The sequence below is a fragment of the Gluconobacter sp. ESL1110 genome, from assembly GCF_058107395.1.
The window spans coordinates 564350-582500 of sequence record NZ_JBYLUK010000008.1 but is presented as its reverse complement, the minus strand read 5'-3'; the positions used below and the strand labels follow the sequence as shown (position 1 = coordinate 582500).

At 53.8% G+C, this 18151-nt stretch carries 11 protein-coding genes, 1 tRNA gene, 2 rRNA genes and 1 pseudogene (1 of these 15 only partly in view); 9 read left to right on the top strand and 6 right to left on the bottom strand.

The features are described from left to right. From AC3B6F_RS11185 to AC3B6F_RS11175, 3 genes are all read left to right on the top strand, one after another. Positions 1 to 1962, top strand: a 23S ribosomal RNA gene (locus tag AC3B6F_RS11185); it begins 775 nt to the left of the window's first position. A gap of 80 nt (positions 1963 to 2042) precedes the next feature. Then, positions 2043 to 2157: ribosomal RNA gene (gene rrf, locus AC3B6F_RS11180) — 5S ribosomal RNA — on the top strand. Between the two features lie 49 nt (positions 2158 to 2206). Further along, a tRNA-Met gene (locus tag AC3B6F_RS11175) sits at positions 2207 to 2283 on the top strand. On the opposite strand, the gene AC3B6F_RS11170 is transcribed toward AC3B6F_RS11175, so the two are convergent. Beyond that, on the bottom strand, positions 2240 to 3283 hold the full coding sequence (locus tag AC3B6F_RS11170; RefSeq protein ID WP_489824517.1) for a recombinase zinc beta ribbon domain-containing protein: 1044 nt from the start codon (positions 3281 to 3283) through the stop codon (positions 2240 to 2242). The two genes, AC3B6F_RS11175 and AC3B6F_RS11170, sit on opposite strands and share 44 nt — an antisense overlap. A gap of 120 nt (positions 3284 to 3403) precedes the next feature. Between AC3B6F_RS11170 and AC3B6F_RS11165 the strand changes: the two genes are divergently transcribed. Continuing rightward, positions 3404 to 4167 (top strand): IS5 family transposase gene (locus AC3B6F_RS11165; protein ID WP_099050376.1). Its coding sequence is split into 2 segments (ribosomal slippage): positions 3404 to 3737 and positions 3737 to 4167, totalling 765 coding nucleotides; the frame shifts between segments, so codons are not numbered across the junction. Between the two features lie 147 nt (positions 4168 to 4314). Here AC3B6F_RS11165 and AC3B6F_RS11160 read toward each other — a convergent pair. Continuing rightward, positions 4315 to 5280, bottom strand: coding sequence for an alpha/beta hydrolase (locus AC3B6F_RS11160; RefSeq protein WP_489824414.1), 966 nt, complete (start codon positions 5278 to 5280; stop codon positions 4315 to 4317). Further along, entirely contained in the window at positions 5277 to 6221 is a 945-nt protein-coding gene (locus AC3B6F_RS11155; RefSeq protein WP_489824413.1) for an MBL fold metallo-hydrolase, read from the bottom strand. Before AC3B6F_RS11155 ends, AC3B6F_RS11160 begins: the two co-directional genes overlap by 4 nt. Positions 6222 to 6298: 77 nt before the next feature. Here AC3B6F_RS11155 and AC3B6F_RS11150 point away from each other — a divergent pair, with 77 nt between their 5' ends. Further along, on the top strand, positions 6299 to 7267 hold the full coding sequence (locus AC3B6F_RS11150; RefSeq protein WP_489824412.1) for a LysR substrate-binding domain-containing protein: 969 nt from the start codon (positions 6299 to 6301) through the stop codon (positions 7265 to 7267). Between the two features lie 113 nt (positions 7268 to 7380). Here AC3B6F_RS11150 and AC3B6F_RS11145 read toward each other — a convergent pair whose 3' ends face one another. Both AC3B6F_RS11145 and AC3B6F_RS11140 read right to left on the bottom strand, forming a co-directional pair. Then, positions 7381 to 8946 carry an FAD-dependent monooxygenase gene (locus AC3B6F_RS11145; RefSeq protein WP_489824411.1) on the bottom strand — a complete coding sequence of 522 codons (1566 nt, stop codon included), beginning with the start codon at positions 8944 to 8946 and terminating at the stop codon, positions 7381 to 7383. 315 nt (positions 8947 to 9261) lie between these two features. Next, on the bottom strand, positions 9262 to 9714 hold the full coding sequence (locus tag AC3B6F_RS11140) for a MarR family winged helix-turn-helix transcriptional regulator (RefSeq protein WP_489824410.1): 453 nt from the start codon (positions 9712 to 9714) through the stop codon (positions 9262 to 9264). A 67-nt stretch (positions 9715 to 9781) separates the two neighbouring features. Between AC3B6F_RS11140 and AC3B6F_RS11135 the strand changes: the two genes are divergently transcribed. The 3 genes and pseudogenes from AC3B6F_RS11135 to AC3B6F_RS11125 all read left to right on the top strand — a co-directional run bounded on the left by AC3B6F_RS11135 (position 9782) and on the right by AC3B6F_RS11125 (position 13568). Beyond that, positions 9782 to 11296 carry an FAD-dependent oxidoreductase gene (locus tag AC3B6F_RS11135; protein WP_489824409.1) on the top strand — a complete coding sequence of 505 codons (1515 nt, stop codon included), beginning with the start codon at positions 9782 to 9784 and terminating at the stop codon, positions 11294 to 11296. A gap of 82 nt (positions 11297 to 11378) precedes the next feature. Next, the gene (locus AC3B6F_RS11130; RefSeq protein WP_489824408.1) at positions 11379 to 12455 is read left to right on the top strand and encodes an MFS transporter; all 1077 of its coding nucleotides are present in this window, start codon (positions 11379 to 11381) and stop codon (positions 12453 to 12455) included. A gap of 31 nt (positions 12456 to 12486) precedes the next feature. Further along, positions 12487 to 13568, top strand: a pseudogene (locus tag AC3B6F_RS11125) (IS5 family transposase). An 828-nt stretch (positions 13569 to 14396) separates the two neighbouring features. On the opposite strand, the gene AC3B6F_RS11120 reads toward AC3B6F_RS11125, so the two are convergent. Continuing rightward, positions 14397 to 15314 (bottom strand): hypothetical protein, encoded by a 918-nt coding sequence (locus AC3B6F_RS11120; protein WP_489824407.1) that lies wholly within the window; start codon positions 15312 to 15314, stop codon positions 14397 to 14399. 220 nt (positions 15315 to 15534) lie between these two features. On the opposite strand from AC3B6F_RS11120, the gene AC3B6F_RS11115 reads away from it, so the two are divergent. Beyond that, positions 15535 to 17694, top strand: a complete 2160-nt coding sequence (locus tag AC3B6F_RS11115) for a tail fiber protein (protein WP_489824406.1) — start codon at positions 15535 to 15537, stop codon at positions 17692 to 17694. The last annotated feature ends 457 nt before the right edge of the window (positions 17695 to 18151 follow it).

Here is an 18151-nt window from a genome sequence, read left to right as displayed (position 1 = left end):
CTCGGAGATAGCTGGTTCTCCGCGAAATCTATTGAGGTAGATCGTCGGGTGTTTACCCTGGGGGGTAGAGCACTGGATGGGCTAGGGGGGCCCAAAGCCTTACCAAACCTAACCAAACTCCGAATACCCAGGAGTATAGCCCGGCAGACAGACAGTGGGTGCTAAGGTCCATTGTCGAGAGGGAAACAGCCCAGACCACCAGCTAAGGCCCCTAAATCGTGGCTAAGTGGGAAAGGATGTGGGGATTCCAAAACAACCAGGAGGTTGGCTTAGAAGCAGCCATCCTTTAAAGAAAGCGTAATAGCTCACTGGTCTATTAGAAACCCTGCGCCGAAAATGTAACGGGGCTCAAGCCACGTGCCGAAGCTGTGGGTGCATTCTTATGAATGCGCGGTAGCGGAGCGTTCCGTAAGTCTGCGAAGGAGGCGGGGTGACCCCCTCTGGAGATATCGGAAGTGCGAATGCTGACATGAGTAGCGACAAACAGTGCGAGAAACACTGTCGCCGAAAGTCCAAGGGTTCCTGCGCAAGGTTAATCCACGCAGGGTGAGCCGGCCCCTAAGGCGAGGGCGAGAGCCGTAGTCGATGGGAACTAGGTGAATATTCCTAGGCCTGCCAGAAGTGACGAATGAGAAATGTTGTCTGTCCTTAACGGATTGAACAGGCTTTTTGATCATTCCAGGAAATAGCTCTGGCGTATAGACCGTACCCGAAACCGACACAGGTGGACTGGTAGAGAATACCAAGGCGCTTGAGAGAACGATGCTGAAGGAACTAGGCAAATTGCTCGTGTAACTTCGGGATAAACGAGACCCAACCGTGGGCAACCATGATTGGGTGGCACAGACCAGGGGGTAGCGACTGTTTAGTAAAAACACAGGGCTCTGCGAAATCGTGAGATGACGTATAGGGCCTGACGCCTGCCCGGTGCCGGAAGGTTAAGAGGAGATGTGCAAGCATTGAATTGAAGCCCCGGTAAACGGCGGCCGTAACTATAACGGTCCTAAGGTAGCGAAATTCCTTGTCGGGTAAGTTCCGACCTGCACGAATGGCGTAACGACTTCCCCACTGTCTCCAGCATCGACTCAGCGAAATTGAATTCCCCGTGAAGATGCGGGGTACCCGCGGTCAGACGGAAAGACCCTATGAACCTTTACTGCAGCTTTGCAGTGGCATCAGGAAAATCCTGTGTAGGATAGGTCGGAGGCTTTGAAGCCGGGGCGCCAGCACCGGTGGAGCCACCCTTGAAATACGACCCTGAATTTTTCTGATGTCTAACCGAGACCAGTAAGCCTGGTCCGGGACCCTGCATGGTGGGCAGTTTGACTGGGGCGGTCGCCTCCCAAAGTGTAACGGAGGCGCGCGATGGTGGGCTCAGGCCGGTCGGAAACCGGCTGTCGAGTGCAATGGCATAAGCCCGCCTGACTGCGAGAATGACAGTTCGAGCAGAGACGAAAGTCGGCCATAGTGATCCGGTGGTCCCACGTGGACGGGCCATCGCTCAACGGATAAAAGGTACTCTAGGGATAACAGGCTGATCTCCCCCAAGAGTCCACATCGACGGGGAGGTTTGGCACCTCGATGTCGGCTCATCACATCCTGGGGCTGGAGCAGGTCCCAAGGGTTCGGCTGTTCGCCGATTAAAGTGGTACGTGAGCTGGGTTTAGAACGTCGTGAGACAGTTCGGTCCCTATCTGCCGTGGGTGTAAGAGACTTGAGAGGATTTGTCCCTAGTACGAGAGGACCGGGATGAACATACCTCTGGTGCACCGGTTGTCACGCCAGTGGCACAGCCGGGTAGCTAAGTATGGACGGGATAACCGCTGAAAGCATCTAAGCGGGAAACCCACCTCAAAACAAGGTCTCATAGAGCCGTGAGAGACCATCACGTCGATAGGCCGGGTGTGAAAGTGCAGTAATGCATGCAGCTAACCGGTCCTAATCGCTCATAATCCTCACATCAAACACATGCACAGAAATCAGCCACACTCATAAAACACCAACCTCCACCCACTCTCAAAAAGACTGGGTGGGCTGGAAGACCTGGTGGCCATTGCGAGGGCCCTACACCCGATCCCATCCCGAACTCGGCCGTGAAATCCCTCAGCGCCTATGATACTGCACCTCAAGGTGCGGAAAAGTCGGTCGCCGCCAGGTCCCCCAGCCCACTCACAATCCTCCCAAAAACCAACATCATACATACCACCGCGGGGTGGAGCAGCCCGGTAGCTCGTCAGGCTCATAACCTGAAGGCCGCAGGTTCAAATCCTGCCCCCGCAACCAATGTACCCTGCACCAAGAACTTATTAAGAACGCCAGCATCCGGGTGATGCTCGGCGTTCTTCTTGTTTGATGCAAAACTCAGCATTGCAGCTAAATCACCCTCAAGGAAAATCCCAAGAACACCATTCTCCGGAATGAGGCGGATCCGCGTGATCAGAGACCGGATCGCTTCAACCGTCTTCGTGTCGCTACCTGCTTTTTGAAGGCTCTCGTGAAGTGTTGCGACCTTCTGGCGATACAACTCCGCCATGTTCGGATGAAGCAGGGGCGGCGGGGAAGGGCTATCGGCCAGCCGTTCCTCAATCTCCGCCTTACGCGCTTCAAGTTGCTCCATGCGTGTCTTGAGTGCAGAGCTGGCAAAGCCATCGAGAATTGCCTGAACGGCCTTATCCAGTTCGCGCTCGATTTTGGGAAGTTCGGATTTCAGAGCGACCAGATCGGCCCCTTTCTCCATCCGCAGTCGGTTAACCTCACGGGTAAACTCGTCACAAAATTCCTTGAAGAGGGCGGGATCCATCATTTGCGTCTGCAAGCCATTGAGCACGGATTTCTCCAGGACGTCCCGCCGGAGTGTCAGGCGGTTGTCGCAGGTGCCCTTGTTGCGGGCTGTTGAGCAGCCAAGATGGCTTTTGGAGATCATCGAGAAACCGCCGCCGCAGCAGCCGCATTTGATCAGCCCCGTCAGGAGATGGGTCGGACGTTGCAGGGCGTTGAGAGGGTGAACGCCGGTTCCGCGGGATTTCTGCGACCAGGTCGTTTTGCTCTGACGGGCTTTGACCGCATCCCACAGATCCTGCTCGATAATCCGCAGTTCAGGAACGTCCTGGATGACCCACTCTGAGTCAGGGTTCAGGCGCGAGACGCGTTTGCCGGTGCTCGGGTTCTTGATATAGCGCAGGCGGTTCCACACGAGGCGCCCAATATAGAGTTCGTTATTCAGAATACCCGTGCCGCGTTCACGATTGCCATTGAGTGTTGACGGACTCCATGCTTCTGACAAGGGACCGCGATGGCCTTCAGCATTCAGTAACAGGGCAATCGCTTTAGGCTCAGGACCTACTAATTTATTGAACTGAGCGAACGGTTATGATTCACAGGCTTACCGATGGAGGGTGGGCCTGTGAGTGATGTGTTTATGCTGTCTGAGAGCCAGATGGAGCGGATTGAGCCGTTTTTTCCTCTGGCGCACGGAGTGCCACGCGTGGATGACCGGCGTGTTCTGAGCGGGATCGTTTATGTGATCCGTAACGGTCTTCAGTGGAAAGACGCTCCGAAAGCGTATGGTCCGCACAAGACTTTATACAACCGCTTTATCCGGTGGAGCCGCCTCGGTGTTTTTGACAGGATCTTTGTGGCCCTGACGGAACAGGCTGGCCGTTCGAAGCGCCTGATGATTGATGCAACACACCTCAAGGCACACCGGACATCGGCGTCCCTGCTCAAAAAGGGGCTTTTCCCCGCCATATTGGACGCACAAAAGGCGGTCTGAACTCAAAACTTCACGCCGTGTGCGATGATCAGGGCCGACCTGTCCGCCTGCATCTGACTGCTGGACAGGTCAGTGACTTCAGAGGCGCAGACGTGCTTCTGGCAGACCTCCCCGATGAGACAGAGGAAGTCATCGGTGATCGAGGATACGACAGCAATAAGATCAGACAGTCTCTCGCATGCCGGAATATCACCGCCTGTATTCCACCAAAGAAAAACAGGAAATCAAAGCCACCTTACAACTGGCATCTGTATAAAAAGCGCCATCTGATCGAAAACATGTTCGCAAAGCTGAAAGACTGGCGACGGGTGGCAACTCGATACGACCGCTGTGCTCATACATTCATGTCCGCAATCCAAATCGCAGCAAGCTTCATCTTCTATCTTAAAGAATGAGTCCTGAGCCTAGTTGTCATGTGCAATATGAAGAGGCCGTGTCTTGTTTGAATCAGCCGGACAAATTGCCTTGAGTTGAGCGTCAAGTCCACTCAAACGGGCCAGAAGCGCTTCAACATCAAAGAGATCGGACGACTTGCTGGGACCTTATTTGCTGGAATGATTGCTCGCCCGTAGAAACAGCATAATAGCTTCAAGCACCTGCCATCGGTTCTTTTCCATAATCACCATATGCGTTCCTTCCCCAATCTCTGTCCATCGTCGGTACGGGGCATTGAGAAAACGTTGAAACAGGTTTCCCATCTGTTGAATGGTCACATCGAGATCCCACTCAGCGTGAAGGAGAAGAACCGGGACCTTAATCTCTTCGGGGTTGTAAAGAGATTTTCCAGTGGACCAGTAGTCACGTATGTCCTGAATCACCCCCGCAGGTGCCCGGATCACTCCCTCATGTTCTGCTGGATCACTGGCAAGAATAACTGCGGCCCACTGTTCAAACCATCCTATCGGAAGGATCTCTTCGCGTTTCTGCTCAGGTGCACCTTCCAACCAGCGCTGACGGAAAGTCGGAACATCGAAACGTCGATAAGCGTGTATGGGGCCGCCAGGATCCAGACGTGAAACGCCGTCATTGATCCATTGCGGTGCAATCAGCGTCAGGTTCTCTACCTTGTCATTGTGCGTTGCCGTATACGCGCCGGTGATCGTGCCACCCCAGGACATTCCGATCAGGCAAAGGCGCGGGAGGGCGAGCGTCCCAAGAAGATAATCAACAGATGTAGTTAGATCGCGTATTGCTGTTTCGGTTCTGACCTGAGGCGGAGCATCTTCAGGCGTACCTTCCATTCCAGCAGGCCGTGTTGACCCTCCGAAACCTCGCACATTGAGTGCGTAAACGTCGAACCCTTCCTGGGCGAGGATATCCATGAAGGCCCCCTCTCCAACAGGCACATCGAAAAGACTTTCGGACGGGAGTGTCGCACCATGCATCAACAGGATCGTCCGCTGCGACCCGAATATCTGGATATCCGAACGCCTTTTATGGCGTAGATGAAGCCAGATATCGGCCGTATCACTCGGAATGAACAGGTTTTTCGTAAGCAGATTTGTCATTTGGCGTCCTCCGCGTCCGACTGTGCAAATTCCCACGCAAATCCTGCTGCACGGCGTCTGACATAGCCAGCACCTGTTTCGCCGAAGTGACTGGTAAAGCAAAGGCTCCCGGTGTCTGCTGCTTCTTCAAGAAACCACCGCCGCGAACGCTCGGCAGGCTGAACGAACTCACAGTAAACGGACCGTAGATCCGGACGATAAACCTGTAGAGGATGATGCATGACATCTCCTGTAAACCACGCCTCCGCACCGTCTGACCGCAACCGGATCGAGGCATGATCAATGCTGTGGCCGGGGGTAGGATGAAAAGAGAAGCCCGCAAGAACCTCTTGACCGTCGATTATAATCGCTTCTCCAATCCCAGCTTCGATGACGGGGAGCATGCTGTCTGCATAGACGCGCGGTAGCGGGTGATGATCTGGGCGTCCCAATATCTCCGGGGGCAGATCCGGTGCAGGGTCAATACGGTCATTGCTTGCACCGTATCGGGCCTCGATGGCCGAGAAGATATGACGGGCTTTCGGAAAGGTCGGCACCCATTTTCCGTGGTGCAGGCGCGTATTCCATCCGACATGATCTGCATGAATATGCGTATGCAAGACGGCATTAACCTGCTCTGGCTGTACGCCTTCTGCCGCAAGATGTTCGAGAAATGGTGTATGCAGATGGTCCAATGCTGGCGCGGCCGGTAACGGCTTGTCGTTGCCGGTGGCGGTGTCAATCAGAAGATTGAGGCCAGCAACCTGAACAAGCCACGCATGTGTTCCTTGCGAGAGCGTACCGGTCACGGGGTTAAAAGACCCTGACGTCAAGGCCGAACCAAAGACTGCAAGTGCCTCTGCATCAATGTCCGGATACAGTTTTTGGGGATCTGCATTGTCCCAGTGAAGTTCCGGAATGCGCATGATACGGGCGCTACCTACTTGAAAAGCGGCTGTCATGATTGAACCAATGCGATTGTTTTGCGTCGCATCAGAAGTTAGGGTGCGTCTAAACATCACACAAATCGATCTGAAAAATGAAGCCCATTGATCATTTCAATCTTAGGTCTTTCGACCTCAATCTTCTGATTGCTTTCGACGCACTTGTTTCAGAGCGCGGCGTCACAAAAGCGGCGCATCGCCTTCGTATCCAGCAGCCAGCAATGAGCCATGCACTCGCCACTCTCCGGATGTTGCTGGGGGATGATGTGCTCGTCAGAACAGGCGCTGTCATGCAGCCGACCGCCAAAGCATCCGCCATGATGCCGCATGTTGGTGACTTGTTGAGGCAGGCTCAGAACATTCTGATGCCCGAGAAACAGTTTGATCCTGCAACGGAGCAGCGGATCTTTCGTTTTGGCTTTTCGTCCGAACTTGAAGTTTTTCTGATGCCAAAACTGATGGCCTATTTGCAACAGAATGCACCCGGAATACGACTGCTGTCACGTGGTTCCCCGCGAAGTGAGGTCTATACGTTGCTGGACACGGGAGCGTTGGATATCGCAGTTGGTTGTTTTGATTTCGGGTTGGAACGCCATTGTGGTGTATCGTTGTACGAGCAGTCTCTTTCCTGCTGCTTTAACCCGGGCCTGATCAATCCGGATGCTGCGCTTACAGTTGAGCGTTATCTTAAACTGCCCCATGTACTCATGACGCTGAAAGATGACATCCAGGGATGCCTGTCAGAGGCGCTGATGAAGATTGGTCAGGAACTCAATGTGGTTCTTGCTGCATCGGATTTTCTGACGGCGCTTGCGGCTGCGGCGGCCGCACCTGTCCTGGCCACGCTTCCCAGCCGGATTGCTCAGCAGCATGCCGCGCATTTCGGTTTAACGATCCGTCCCGTTCCGCTGGATTTGCGTATCCCGGCAGTATCGATGATTTGGTCGGCCCGCAGTGATCGTGATCCCTCTGCAGTGTGGCTACGTGAGGCTGTTACGTCAGTATTGGATGATCATGTCAGATCAAAATATTTGATGGAGAATGAAAGCAACATAGGCGGATAAGGTTGCGATCACCCATACAAGACGTACTAAAATATCTGATTTGTTATATTCTCCATTATGAAACCGGACCTTCCGCTTAAAAGATGGTGGAGGTACGGTTTTTGATGTTCAAGTCAGTCAGACGGGCATCGTTTCGTTAAAGTCGCCTTTGCATGACGCGGCGACAAAAGCCATTGCGACAAGGCCTGTTCAGCTTCGGAGCAATCCGAGGGGTGATCACTGGCCCATACGACGAAGCCGTCAGGACGAATGAGCAGGGCGCATAAGCCTAGACGATCATTTACACCGACGTCGATATAGGAAAGTCGGTGTTGATAGCGAACGGCGAGTTCATGCAAGCATAAACTTCCGCCAAAATCGAGCAGCACCGCTTTCCCTCGTCGAAGATGTTCGTTCAGGCGCGTCCCGTCGTTCAGCTCGAAATCGGGTGCACTCCGCCCCACCAGGGGATGATCGTCACCCGGATTGTAGCGCACGCCAATGCCCCAGACCCGTTCGGCCATATAGGTTGCCCCATCCCGCGTCGCGGCCAAGTCATGCATAATGGCTCGCAATGCACGGGAACCCTGATTCGGCCGCATCAGCGTGACCTGCGCGCGGGACCAGTCAAGGACCTGCTCGGCGACCGGACGTCTTTCATTATGGTAGCTATCCAGCAGGGCGGGAGCAGCGTCCCTGCGGATTGTTGACGCTAGCTTCCACCCCAGATTTATCGCATCACCGAAACCGAGGTTAAGGCCCTGCCCACCCAGGGGCGAATGAATGTGTGCTGCGTCACCAGCCAGAAGCAAACGCCCCTTTCGGTAATCAGAGGCGAGAAAAGCCCGATCGGTCCAGGTCGTCGCAAGGCCGAGCGCCCTGACCTCCACTTCGGTGCCGGAGATGCGCCGCAGGACCGTTTGTATGTGATCGCGTGTGATCGCTTGGTTCCTGTGACAGGCGCCTCCATCGAATTCGACCATTCTGATCATGTCAGGGGGATCAAAGATGTAGGTTCCAGTCGGCGTGTCGTGATGACCTGCGGGGAAGATGTGCGGCTCGGCAAGATCCACTCTGGCGAAGTAGCCCGTGAACTCGGGGTCCGTTCCTGTGAAGCCGAAGCCTGCAGCTTTCCGAACGATGCTCCGTCCGCCATCGCAGGCGACAAGCCAGTTTCCTCGAAAAACAGTCTCGCCAGCCCAGACACTGACATCGTTATCCGTAGCGTGAATTTCTGAGACACATATCCCGTAACTGACCACAACCCCCAGTGTCAGGGCGCGATCCTTCAGGACCGCTTCAATACTTTCCAGATCGGCAGCCATGGGGCTGATCGTGGACGGCAGACGATAAGCCCACTGTGTTTGATCAATCTGATCCATAAAAAAGTCGATGCCCGCGAAATGTCCGGCAGGCTGACGTGTCTGCCTCATCCACGACGCAGCCGATGCGATGTCCTGTTCCGAGATACGCGCTTTGAGGGGCATCAGCAGGCCACGCCGGTCAAAAATTTCCATCGTCGCGACGGAAAGGCCGCGTAATCCGAAAGGAGTGCGCTTCAAGGGTGTGCTGGCATCGGCCGCCTGTTCAAGAACCTGCACCGAACACCCAGCCAGCGCCAGTTCGCAGGCCAGAAAAAGACCAACGGGCCCTGCACCGATAATCAGGACATCGCAGATCGCAAAGAGGGGATCAGACATTCTTCTACTCCGGGGTCATCGTCCGACCGGAGCGTTTCTCGGACCTGAGCCCCGCTGGGACGAACGGCGGGGCGCTTGCAGCCCCTTTCGTTCGTCGCGGGGGTCTCAGGCACGAAGCCAAAGACCAGAGCTTCCATTACTGGAAGGACTTGGGCTTACCAGACCAAGCCTGCCTTTTCCGACGCGCTCTTTCTAGCGCTGCGGCTCTCCTGACACAACAGATGTTGCCGAGCAGCGGGGGCTCTGTATGGTTCGGCCCGAACACAGCGTAACGGTTTCAGATCTGGATCGGCCCGTCACGCCTGTTTCCAAACATCACCGCATCAGGTCATCAGCGAAGCGGCGCAGAAGTGTTCGCAACTGATCGAGGTCTTCGTTGGTCCAGTCGACAAGAATGCGGTTAGCCAGCCTCTCGCGCGCCGCGTTGAGCAGGTCGACCATTTCCTGTCCTTTTCCTGTCACTGTCGCTTCGCGAACACGCCTGTCTGTTATGGACGGCTTGCGCTCAATGAGGCCCAGTTCCTCCAGCTTGCTCATCTGTCGGCTGATGGTCGTATGATCGCGGCCCGTCCGATCCGCGAGTTCGACCACGCCGATCGGACCGTAACGCCATACGCGCGCCAGAAGCGGAAACAGGGCCCGATCCAGCGGAATACCCGCTTCTTCGATCAGACGATCATCCCGACGCGGCCGGTTGATTTCATCGACCAGATCGATGATCGCGGCATGGAGTCCCCGCAGGATCTCAGAATCGTGTGCATTATTCACGTTTTTCGTTGCCTTCGATGCGGAGCCTATATATGTGAATATTACACATTGATTCGCGGAGCTGCCAGTGTCTTTCGATACAGACGTCCTGATCTCGGGTGCGGGGGCTGCGGGCCTGACACTAGCCATTGACCTCGCCCGGCGTGGAATTTCGTTCCGACTGATCGAGCAGAACGCGCAGCCGTTCAGCGGGTCGCGCGGCAAGGGCATCCAGCCTCGGACGATGGAGATTTTCGAGGATCTCGGCATCGTCGATCGTATGGCTGCGGCAGGCGGCTCCTATCCGCCGCTGTGTCAGTATCGTCCTGATGGAGCCCATAAAATGTCGCTTCTGACGGAAGCGGACGTTTTTCCGACACCAGCCGAGCCCTATGCGGCACCACTGATGCTGCCACAGTTCGCCACCGAAGCCGTCATGCGGGAGCGGCTTGCCGAACTGGGCCATCATCCACATTTTGGGACACGGTTGATTGGTTTCCAGCAGGACAATGATGGCGTTACGGCGAGGATCGAACAGCAAGGCGGCGAGCAGGTTATCCGCGCCCGGTTCCTCGTCGGGACCGATGGTGGCCGCAGCTTCGTGCGCCATGCATTGGCGATCGATTTTCCGGGAGAAGCACTGGGCGTGCGTGCAATCGTTGCCGATGTGCGGCTGGAGGGACTTGATCGGTCCGCCTGGCATCGGTTCCAGTTTGATTCACCCGAAACACAGGTGATGATCTGTCCTCTGGCGGGGACGGACCTGTTCCAGATTCAGGCTCCTGTGGCTCTGGACGGAGAGGGCGATCTGTCTCCGGCCGGGCTGACCGCGCTCATTGAAGACAGGACCGGCAGAGGGGACATTACGGTCCGTTCGGTCTCCTGGTCGTCGGTTTATACGATGAGTGCGCGTCTGGCCGATCGCTATCGGATCGGGCGCGTCTTCCTTGCGGGGGACGCCGCGCATGTTCACCCGCCAACCGGCGGTCAGGGCCTCAATACCAGCGTTCAGGACGCCTATAATCTCGGCTGGAAGCTTGCGTCCGTGCTCTCGGGGGCACCGGAAGCGCTGCTCGACAGCTACGAGGCAGAGCGTCGGCCGATCGCATTGAACATGCTGCGTCTCGCGACGCGGCTGCTCGAGGAAGTCAAGCAGGGCACCATGCGACGCGATCGCGAGGCGCGGCAGCTCGACCTCGGCTATCGCGGTTCATCATTGAACGTGCCCGGTTCGGTGGGCGGCAAAGTGCAGGCGGGCGATCGCGCCCCTGATGCGCCCTGTCGTGGACAGGCGGGGCAACCGACACGGTTGTTCACGGTTTTTCAAGGGCCACACTGGACCTTGCTCGGCTACCAGCCGCACGACCGGCCGTCGGCCATCGCGGGTTTCCGGATCGTCACCATTGGCGCGGGGCATGAACTCGTCGATGGAGAGGGCGATATCGCTGAAGCATACGGGATCGAACCCGGTCAGTGGGTGCTCGTGCGTCCGGACGGTTACATCGCCGGAATTATCCCTTCTGACGACCTGGAGGCGCAGCTGTCGCGCTATCTGGCCCATGTGCTGCCATCCCGCCCGACCGTTACGCTTAGAGGGGCATGATGGGGGGAAGCAGACTGTGCGATATCTGGATCAAAAAACAGGTTAGCGACCGTGACCTGCTCACCCTTTTTGATTGCGGCATATGAGGTGTGACAAAAGTGCACAATGCCTTCAAAGGAATTTTTATTTGTTCTCGCTGAAAAGTCCTCAAGCCGATTCAATTCGTGCGCAATATTCCACACGCATAGCATTTCTTATTGCAGGCTTCGCAGGAGCCGCGTGGGCACCGATTATTCCTTATGTAAAATTTCGATGTGGTCTGAGTGATGCCCATCTAGGACTTTTACTGCTGTGCCTTGGTGCAGGCTCGATCGTATCCATGCCGACAGCTGGAAGTCTGTCGGGTCGCTACGGTTGTCGTGGGATCATTGCCATTGCAACCCTCGCTATCTGTGCTGCTCTTCCAGTTCTGGCCTCTTCTGCTTCGATACCTCTTTTGGCGACTGCACTGGTCGTGTTTGGAGCGGGCGTTGGAACCATTGATTGCGTCGTTAATATTCAGGCCGTCATTGTTGAGCGTGCATGCAAACGGACAATGATGTCCGGTTTTCATGGCCTTTTCAGTGTGGGAGGTCTGCTTGGAGCGGTAGCTGTCAGTAGCCTGCTCAGTCTTGGTTTCTCTCCAACCATCACGTCTGTATCTGTAGCAGCCTTGTTAGTTCTGAGCGCTATTCTTGCTCTGCCAGGCCTACTTACGGGGCGGACCAATTCGGAAGAAAGTGCTTCGTTTGTATTGCCCCATGGCGTCGTTTTCGCGATTGGCATGATGTGTTTCATTGTATTTCTGACTGAAGGTGCAGCCATAGATTGGAGTGCTGTTTTTCTTGCGACCGAACGCCATATTGATGTGCGGTACACAGGATTAGGGTATGTTGCATTTGCATGCACTATGACTTTGGGCCGACTGTCCGGAGATTATCTTGTAAATCGTGTTTCGGGGCGTTTCCTAGTTACAGGCGGCAGCTTATTAGCTGCGTTTGGAATGACCCTGATTACAGTCGTACATATATGGCAGCTCACTTTATTTGGTTATGCCCTCGTAGGAGCAGGATGTGCCAATGTTGTTCCGATCCTTTATTCGGCAGTGGGACGACAGCGTTATATGCCCGAACACCTGGAGGGTTCGAAAAACCCTGTGGTTTTGAGGGTGCCTTTGTGATTCCATTTCCCCCGAGTTGATTGGGGAATGGATCATGAAACAGGCGGGATTTTTTGACGTTGAAGAGAGGCTTGCCCGGCTGAGCGGGCTTGGTGATCAGCTCGAAGCGTTTTCCCGGACTGTGGATTTTGAAGTGTTCCGCCCTGACCTGGGGAAGGCTCTGGCCTATTCAGACGGGAGTAAAGGCGGACGACCGCCATTTGATCCGGTGCTGATGTTCAAAATTCTGGTGATCCAGACGCTCAACAATCTGTCTGATGAGCGGCAGAATATCTCATCAACGACCGCCTATCCTTCATGCGTTTCCTTGGCTTGGGGCTGTCGGACCGTGTGCCTGATGCCAAAACGGTCTGGCTGTTTCGCGAGCGTCTGACCCAGGCGGGAGCGATCGAGGGTCTGTTCAATCGCTTTGATACAACCCTGCGCAGCGCTGGTTATCTGCCGATGTCAGGCCAGATCCTGGATGCCACACTGGTGGCTGCTCCAAAGCAACGCAATACGAACGTCGAGAAAGCCGATCTCCGGGCAGGACGTATCCCCGAAGACTGGCAGGACAAACCCGCAAAGCTGTCGCACAAGGATCGTCATGCGCGCTGGACACTGAAGTTCACGAAGGCAAAACGGCAGGATGACGGAACAATCCCCGCAACGGATCTCGCTATCCCGTTCTTTGGCTATAAATCGCACATCTCCATCGATCGGAAATTTCGGCTGATCCGCAAATGGAAGACGACAGATGCCGCCGCCAGTGACGGCGCGCGATTGAGAGAGGGGCTGCTGGATACAACCAATACGGCCTCAACGGTATGGGCTGACACAGCCTATCGTTCAAAAGCCAATGAGGACTTCATGGAAAAGCAGGGCTTTGTCTCCAAGGTTCACAGGAAGAAGCCTCATCTCAAACCCATGCCCCGGCATATGCAGCGGTCCAACGCCGGGAAGTCGGTGATCCGATCCCGTGTCGAGCATGTCTTTGCCGATCAGAAATCGCAAATGGGTCTATTCATCCGAACTGTCGGTATCACCCGGGCCACCATGAGGATCGGTCTGGCCAATATCGTCTACAATATGCGCCGCTTCCTCTTCCTGGAGCGGATCAGTACCGCAGCATAGCAATCCAGCGGGGGGCAGCCCCTGATCTGCTCAAAACGCAGATCAAAAGCTCTCCCGAAAACCGTCAATCAAATCGCCAAAACCCAGAAATTACTGGCCAAGCACATCAATCAACGGTTCTTCGATCCCTCCACCTTGCTGTTTCTGCCATCACAACCCTTGGATACTCAGGAATTCTGGCCGGTCCTGCCGCTCTCGGGTTTATCGCTCAGATAACTGATCTGTCACTTGCACTTGCCATTGTGGGAGGTCTTTTGGCTGTCGTTTCTGTTATGGGAATGCTGATCCCTCCGACACTGCTGCAAAACAGGTCGTCTTAGTTCTCCACCCGAAATCTAAATGATCCAGCCCGATCTTCATGACGATATGCCTCATTCCAAAAATTCAGGTTGAGATCGCCAAGTGTAAATTTGGCCATTTTTGATTGTCAGATCATCGTCGTAAGAGAGGCGTTCCCTTGCCAGTCTTGACTGGTCTGCACCGGAACGGCGTCTCCGCGGTCTTGGTGGACCATCCATATCCAATCTTGCAATGTCTGCTTTGCAAACAGAAGCACAGAGATTTTTGCGCCCGAGAGGAAGGCGCAAATAGCAGGTCCGCTTACGCCTCATCGCAGACACCAGAACGTAACGTCATGCTTCCTCGAAGCGGACACAGCTTATGGCGTGTGAGGAAATAAGTCCCAGTCAATCTTTGAACGGTTCAATTCGAAGACGGCCCTGACCCTAAGGCGACTTAACAGCAGCACTGCTTCGATCAACTTCTCCCCCAAAGAAAACCGAGAATAGTCATACGGCAGGCGCTATCAGTTCATGTGAAAATCGGTAGTTACATCCTCGAAGCCTCCTCGGCTCTTAGCTTCTGTGCTTCGATGAAGGCTGATGCGCTATGAGCCATTTTGAGGGCTTGTAGAACATAATGGTCTTGTAACAGTTGTGCTGAAACCCATGTACCTCGGTCATCTTGCCCATAATGGCCAGCGTTTTGCACTTTTGACAGCAATCGTGCGACGTTGCCGCGGGAAACACCATAATGCTTTGCCATTGCACTGGCACTGCCAAGATCAACATAGACGCAACCGGTGTCCGATGGCATCTCTTTCTGTGCTCGCGTCATTTCGTTGAGAACGGAGATTCCAATCGTCGTGTTGACCAGGGGCGCAATCGACGGAGGGGGTGCGTAATAGACCGGGTCATTGAGCATTTTCCGCGCAAAAATCGGGTGCATATGGGTTAGAATACGCGGATCTGCACTCGCGATGTCAGCACGCCCAGCATCATCGATTAGATCCAGTCCCTGCAGGCTGATCTGAAGATAGAGATAAAACATTTTTTCAGAAAATTCTGTCATGGCATAGGCCCGCACGCGCTGGTCCGCTTTGGACAGTAAGGTGATATAGCCTCGCGCATGAATTTCTTTCAGATAACTCGTGACCGTATTGGGGCTGGCTATTCCCGTATGTTCAACCTCACGGAAAAGATTAGTTGCCGTGAGCGGCGGAAGATCCGGATTAATCTTGTGTGAAAAATGCAATGCAAGTGCGCCGTGGGTCATAACCCAGCGGCGTAAGTCAGCGACATAACGGACCTCTCGCGGCATTTGCCTGTGGATCGACAGAAGTTGCTGGTTGCAGAAATTCAGGCACTGAAGGAAGCTCGGCAGTGCCATTAAATCATCGACTGTGTAGGTTGGTGCAGTATTGTGATCGAAGGGTGCGAAGTCAGCGTATGTCATACAAATGCCCAACAAAATAATCAGGCGTTATCTTTAGAGGTCTGCTGGATGAAGGAAATCCCTTTGTCGCATTTTTGGTGAGATTCATGTTTCGGCTTGTTTTTTATGAGGCAGAGACCGAAGCTGGGGTTGTGTATTGTGGAAACGCTAAATTTCATATGGGTATATTTAAATATAGGGACTTTTTTCATAAAAAATACGATAACCAAAAGTATAAAAGGCGGGTATCTGGATGACTACTGGAACATTTGATAATAATCAGAAGACCATAACGCTGACGCAGGCGATTGTCATCAACGGTAGCTATCCAGAGTACGGAAATGCTTCGGGTATGCCGATCGGACTAATTCGAACTTTCGCTTTTGATAGCGCGTCGGTATCAAATACTTTGAAAAGTCAGGGACAGATTCTTTCTATCGCGTCCAACACTCCGCTATTTGTTCTTCTCGGAATTACATATGGTGGTAATGCCTATGAAAATTTCGCTCTTCCGGATCTGGCAGGAAAAGTAGAAATAGGAAGCCAGAATGGCATGGATCAGGGGCAGGTGACTGGCGAAAGCCAAACCACATTGACCGAAGAGCAGTTTCCGTCATTATTGGGTGGCACCAGCCAGTCAGTGGATAACGCTCAACCCTCTCTGAGCGTCAATTATGTTATTCGCGTAGCAAGCGATCCGTCGTCACTGGGATACGTGGGAGAAGTAGATGCCTTCGCAGGATCAACACCAGCGATCGCGGGTGGTGAGTTTCTCGCGGCAGTAGGACAACTAGTTTCTATCGCCAAATATCCCCAGTTGTTTGCGGTTATTGGTACCACTTATGGCGGAAATGGACAGACAACATTTGCGCTACCTAATCTGACTGGACGCAGCATTATCGGAACATCCAGCACGTTAAGACTGGGGGCTGTCGTGGGAAAGCAGACAGTCTCACTGAGTGATGCGAATGTCCCCCTGTCTGATGGGGGCAGCGGTACGTCTTTTGACAATCGTGCTCCCGGGCTCGCACTAAATTACATTATCTGTGTTAGCGGTGCTTTTCCTAATTCAGGTAGCGATAGTGGTCCCGTCATGGGCGAAATTCGTGCTTACGCGGGATCAGCAGCCTCCATTCCTCAGGGGTGGGTATTGGCGAATGGTGCACTGCTGCCCATTGCTCAAAATCCGGCGCTTTTTTCCCTTTTGGGCACCACTTACGGCGGTAATGGTTTTTCGAATTTTGCCCTTCCAAATCTTTCAGATACAGTTGTCGCCGGAAGCGGCGGGTCTCAGAGTTTTGGGAAGACTTACGGAAGCAACACTGCCATTCTGAGCGTATCTGATGCCGCCTGCTTTTGCCGAGGAAGCCGTATATGTACGGCCAGAGGCGATATTCCCATAGAAGAGATCCAGATCGGCGATCACATTGTTGTCTTTGATGACGACGTGACCAAGGGCACCACCAGGCAGGTGACGTGGGTGGGGCAATCGCGTGCTGTCGTTCGTTCACGTCTACCGAATGATGAAGCTGGCTATCCGGTGCGTCTGTTGAAAGGGGCGATTGCACACAACGTTCCCTACAAGGATATGCTGATTACATCAGAACATTGTCTATTTCTGGATGGTCGGTTCGTTCCAGTACGCATGCTTGTCAATGGACGGTCGATTTTTTTCGATAAAAGCATAGCATCTTACGATTATTATCATGTGGAGACAGAGGATCACTCTGTTATTATGGCCGATGGCGTATTAACTGAAAGCTACTTCGATACCGGTAACCGGTTTGCCTTCAAGCAGAACGGCCCGGTTGTCTCAATGAGGCAGGGCCGTAATTTAACTTGGGATGATGCAGCGGCCCCACTCGATGTTTCGCGTCATTTTGTTGAACCTCTGTTTCGGCGCTTGCAGTCCCGAGCCGATCGCGTCGAACATGCGGGTCGGTCACAAGCTACGTTTCTGACACACGAAGATGGGTTACGTCTTGTCACCGAAACCGGGCGGCTGCTTCATCCTATCCGCAAGGTGAAAGATCGGGTCATGTTCAAGATCCCTGCTGGCGTGAGGTCTGTTCGTATTCTGTCCAATGCCAGTCGTCCCTGCGATGTGATCGGTCCTTTTGTGGATGATCGTCGTATGCTTGGTGTGCTGGTCGGTTATATTGAGCTTTTTGAATCTGATACAACGACGACGTTAATTTCCCATTTGCAGGACGTTGACCTGTCTGGCTGGAACACTATTGAAAATGGTGCGATGCGCTGGACAAATGGAAGCGCACTGCTACCGCTTTGTTCTCGGTCAGTTGGCAGCACAGCGATCATGGCGCTTCAAATTCACAGCGCGGGTCCATACCTAGCTTCGGATAGTTGTTCCGACCTTGTGACAGTGCAAGTGGAGGGATCGAAGGGCTGTTGATTGATATGCCTAAATTATTATTTTGGGCTTTTATTATACTGATTGATGGTTACCCATCTGCGTCTTGAGCCGATTGGAAATCATCATTCGTTGGATTGCTATGCTGCGCCGCTCAACTTCTCCAGCAAGAAGAAGCGGTGCATGTTGTAGACGATATTGGCTAGGCCGATCCTTATGATGGTTCATGGACTGCTCTCGATTAGCTGAGACGTCCGTTTTAAATGCCTCTCTCAGATTAGCGGACATCCTGCTCCCCCTAAAAGTAGCCGTGACATCGATAAAGGATTGCGGGCCCGTGCGGGGGAGGGGGGTGAAAATTCTCTCGCCGAAGATGGCAGAGACGATGGAAACCAACTTTCCAGGAGGCGCTATTGTCCAATGACGATGGCTCCAGGTCAGCACATTAGAGAGTCCTTTCAGGGACGATTTTTATAAAAAAGCAGAGAATTACCTTTTG

Coding starts and splice junctions, on each gene's coding strand:
- AC3B6F_RS11160 (WP_489824414.1), bottom strand. CDS start 5,280: ATGACAAATCTGCTTACGAAAAACCTGTTCATTCCGAGTGATACGGCC.
- AC3B6F_RS11115 (WP_489824406.1), top strand. CDS start 15,535: ATGACTACTGGAACATTTGATAATAATCAGAAGACCATAACGCTGACG.
- AC3B6F_RS11150 (WP_489824412.1), top strand. CDS start 6,299: ATGAAGCCCATTGATCATTTCAATCTTAGGTCTTTCGACCTCAATCTT.
- AC3B6F_RS11130 (WP_489824408.1), top strand. CDS start 11,379: ATGAGGTGTGACAAAAGTGCACAATGCCTTCAAAGGAATTTTTATTTG.
- AC3B6F_RS11155 (WP_489824413.1), bottom strand. CDS start 6,221: ATGACAGCCGCTTTTCAAGTAGGTAGCGCCCGTATCATGCGCATTCCG.
- AC3B6F_RS11145 (WP_489824411.1), bottom strand. CDS start 8,946: ATGTCTGATCCCCTCTTTGCGATCTGCGATGTCCTGATTATCGGTGCA.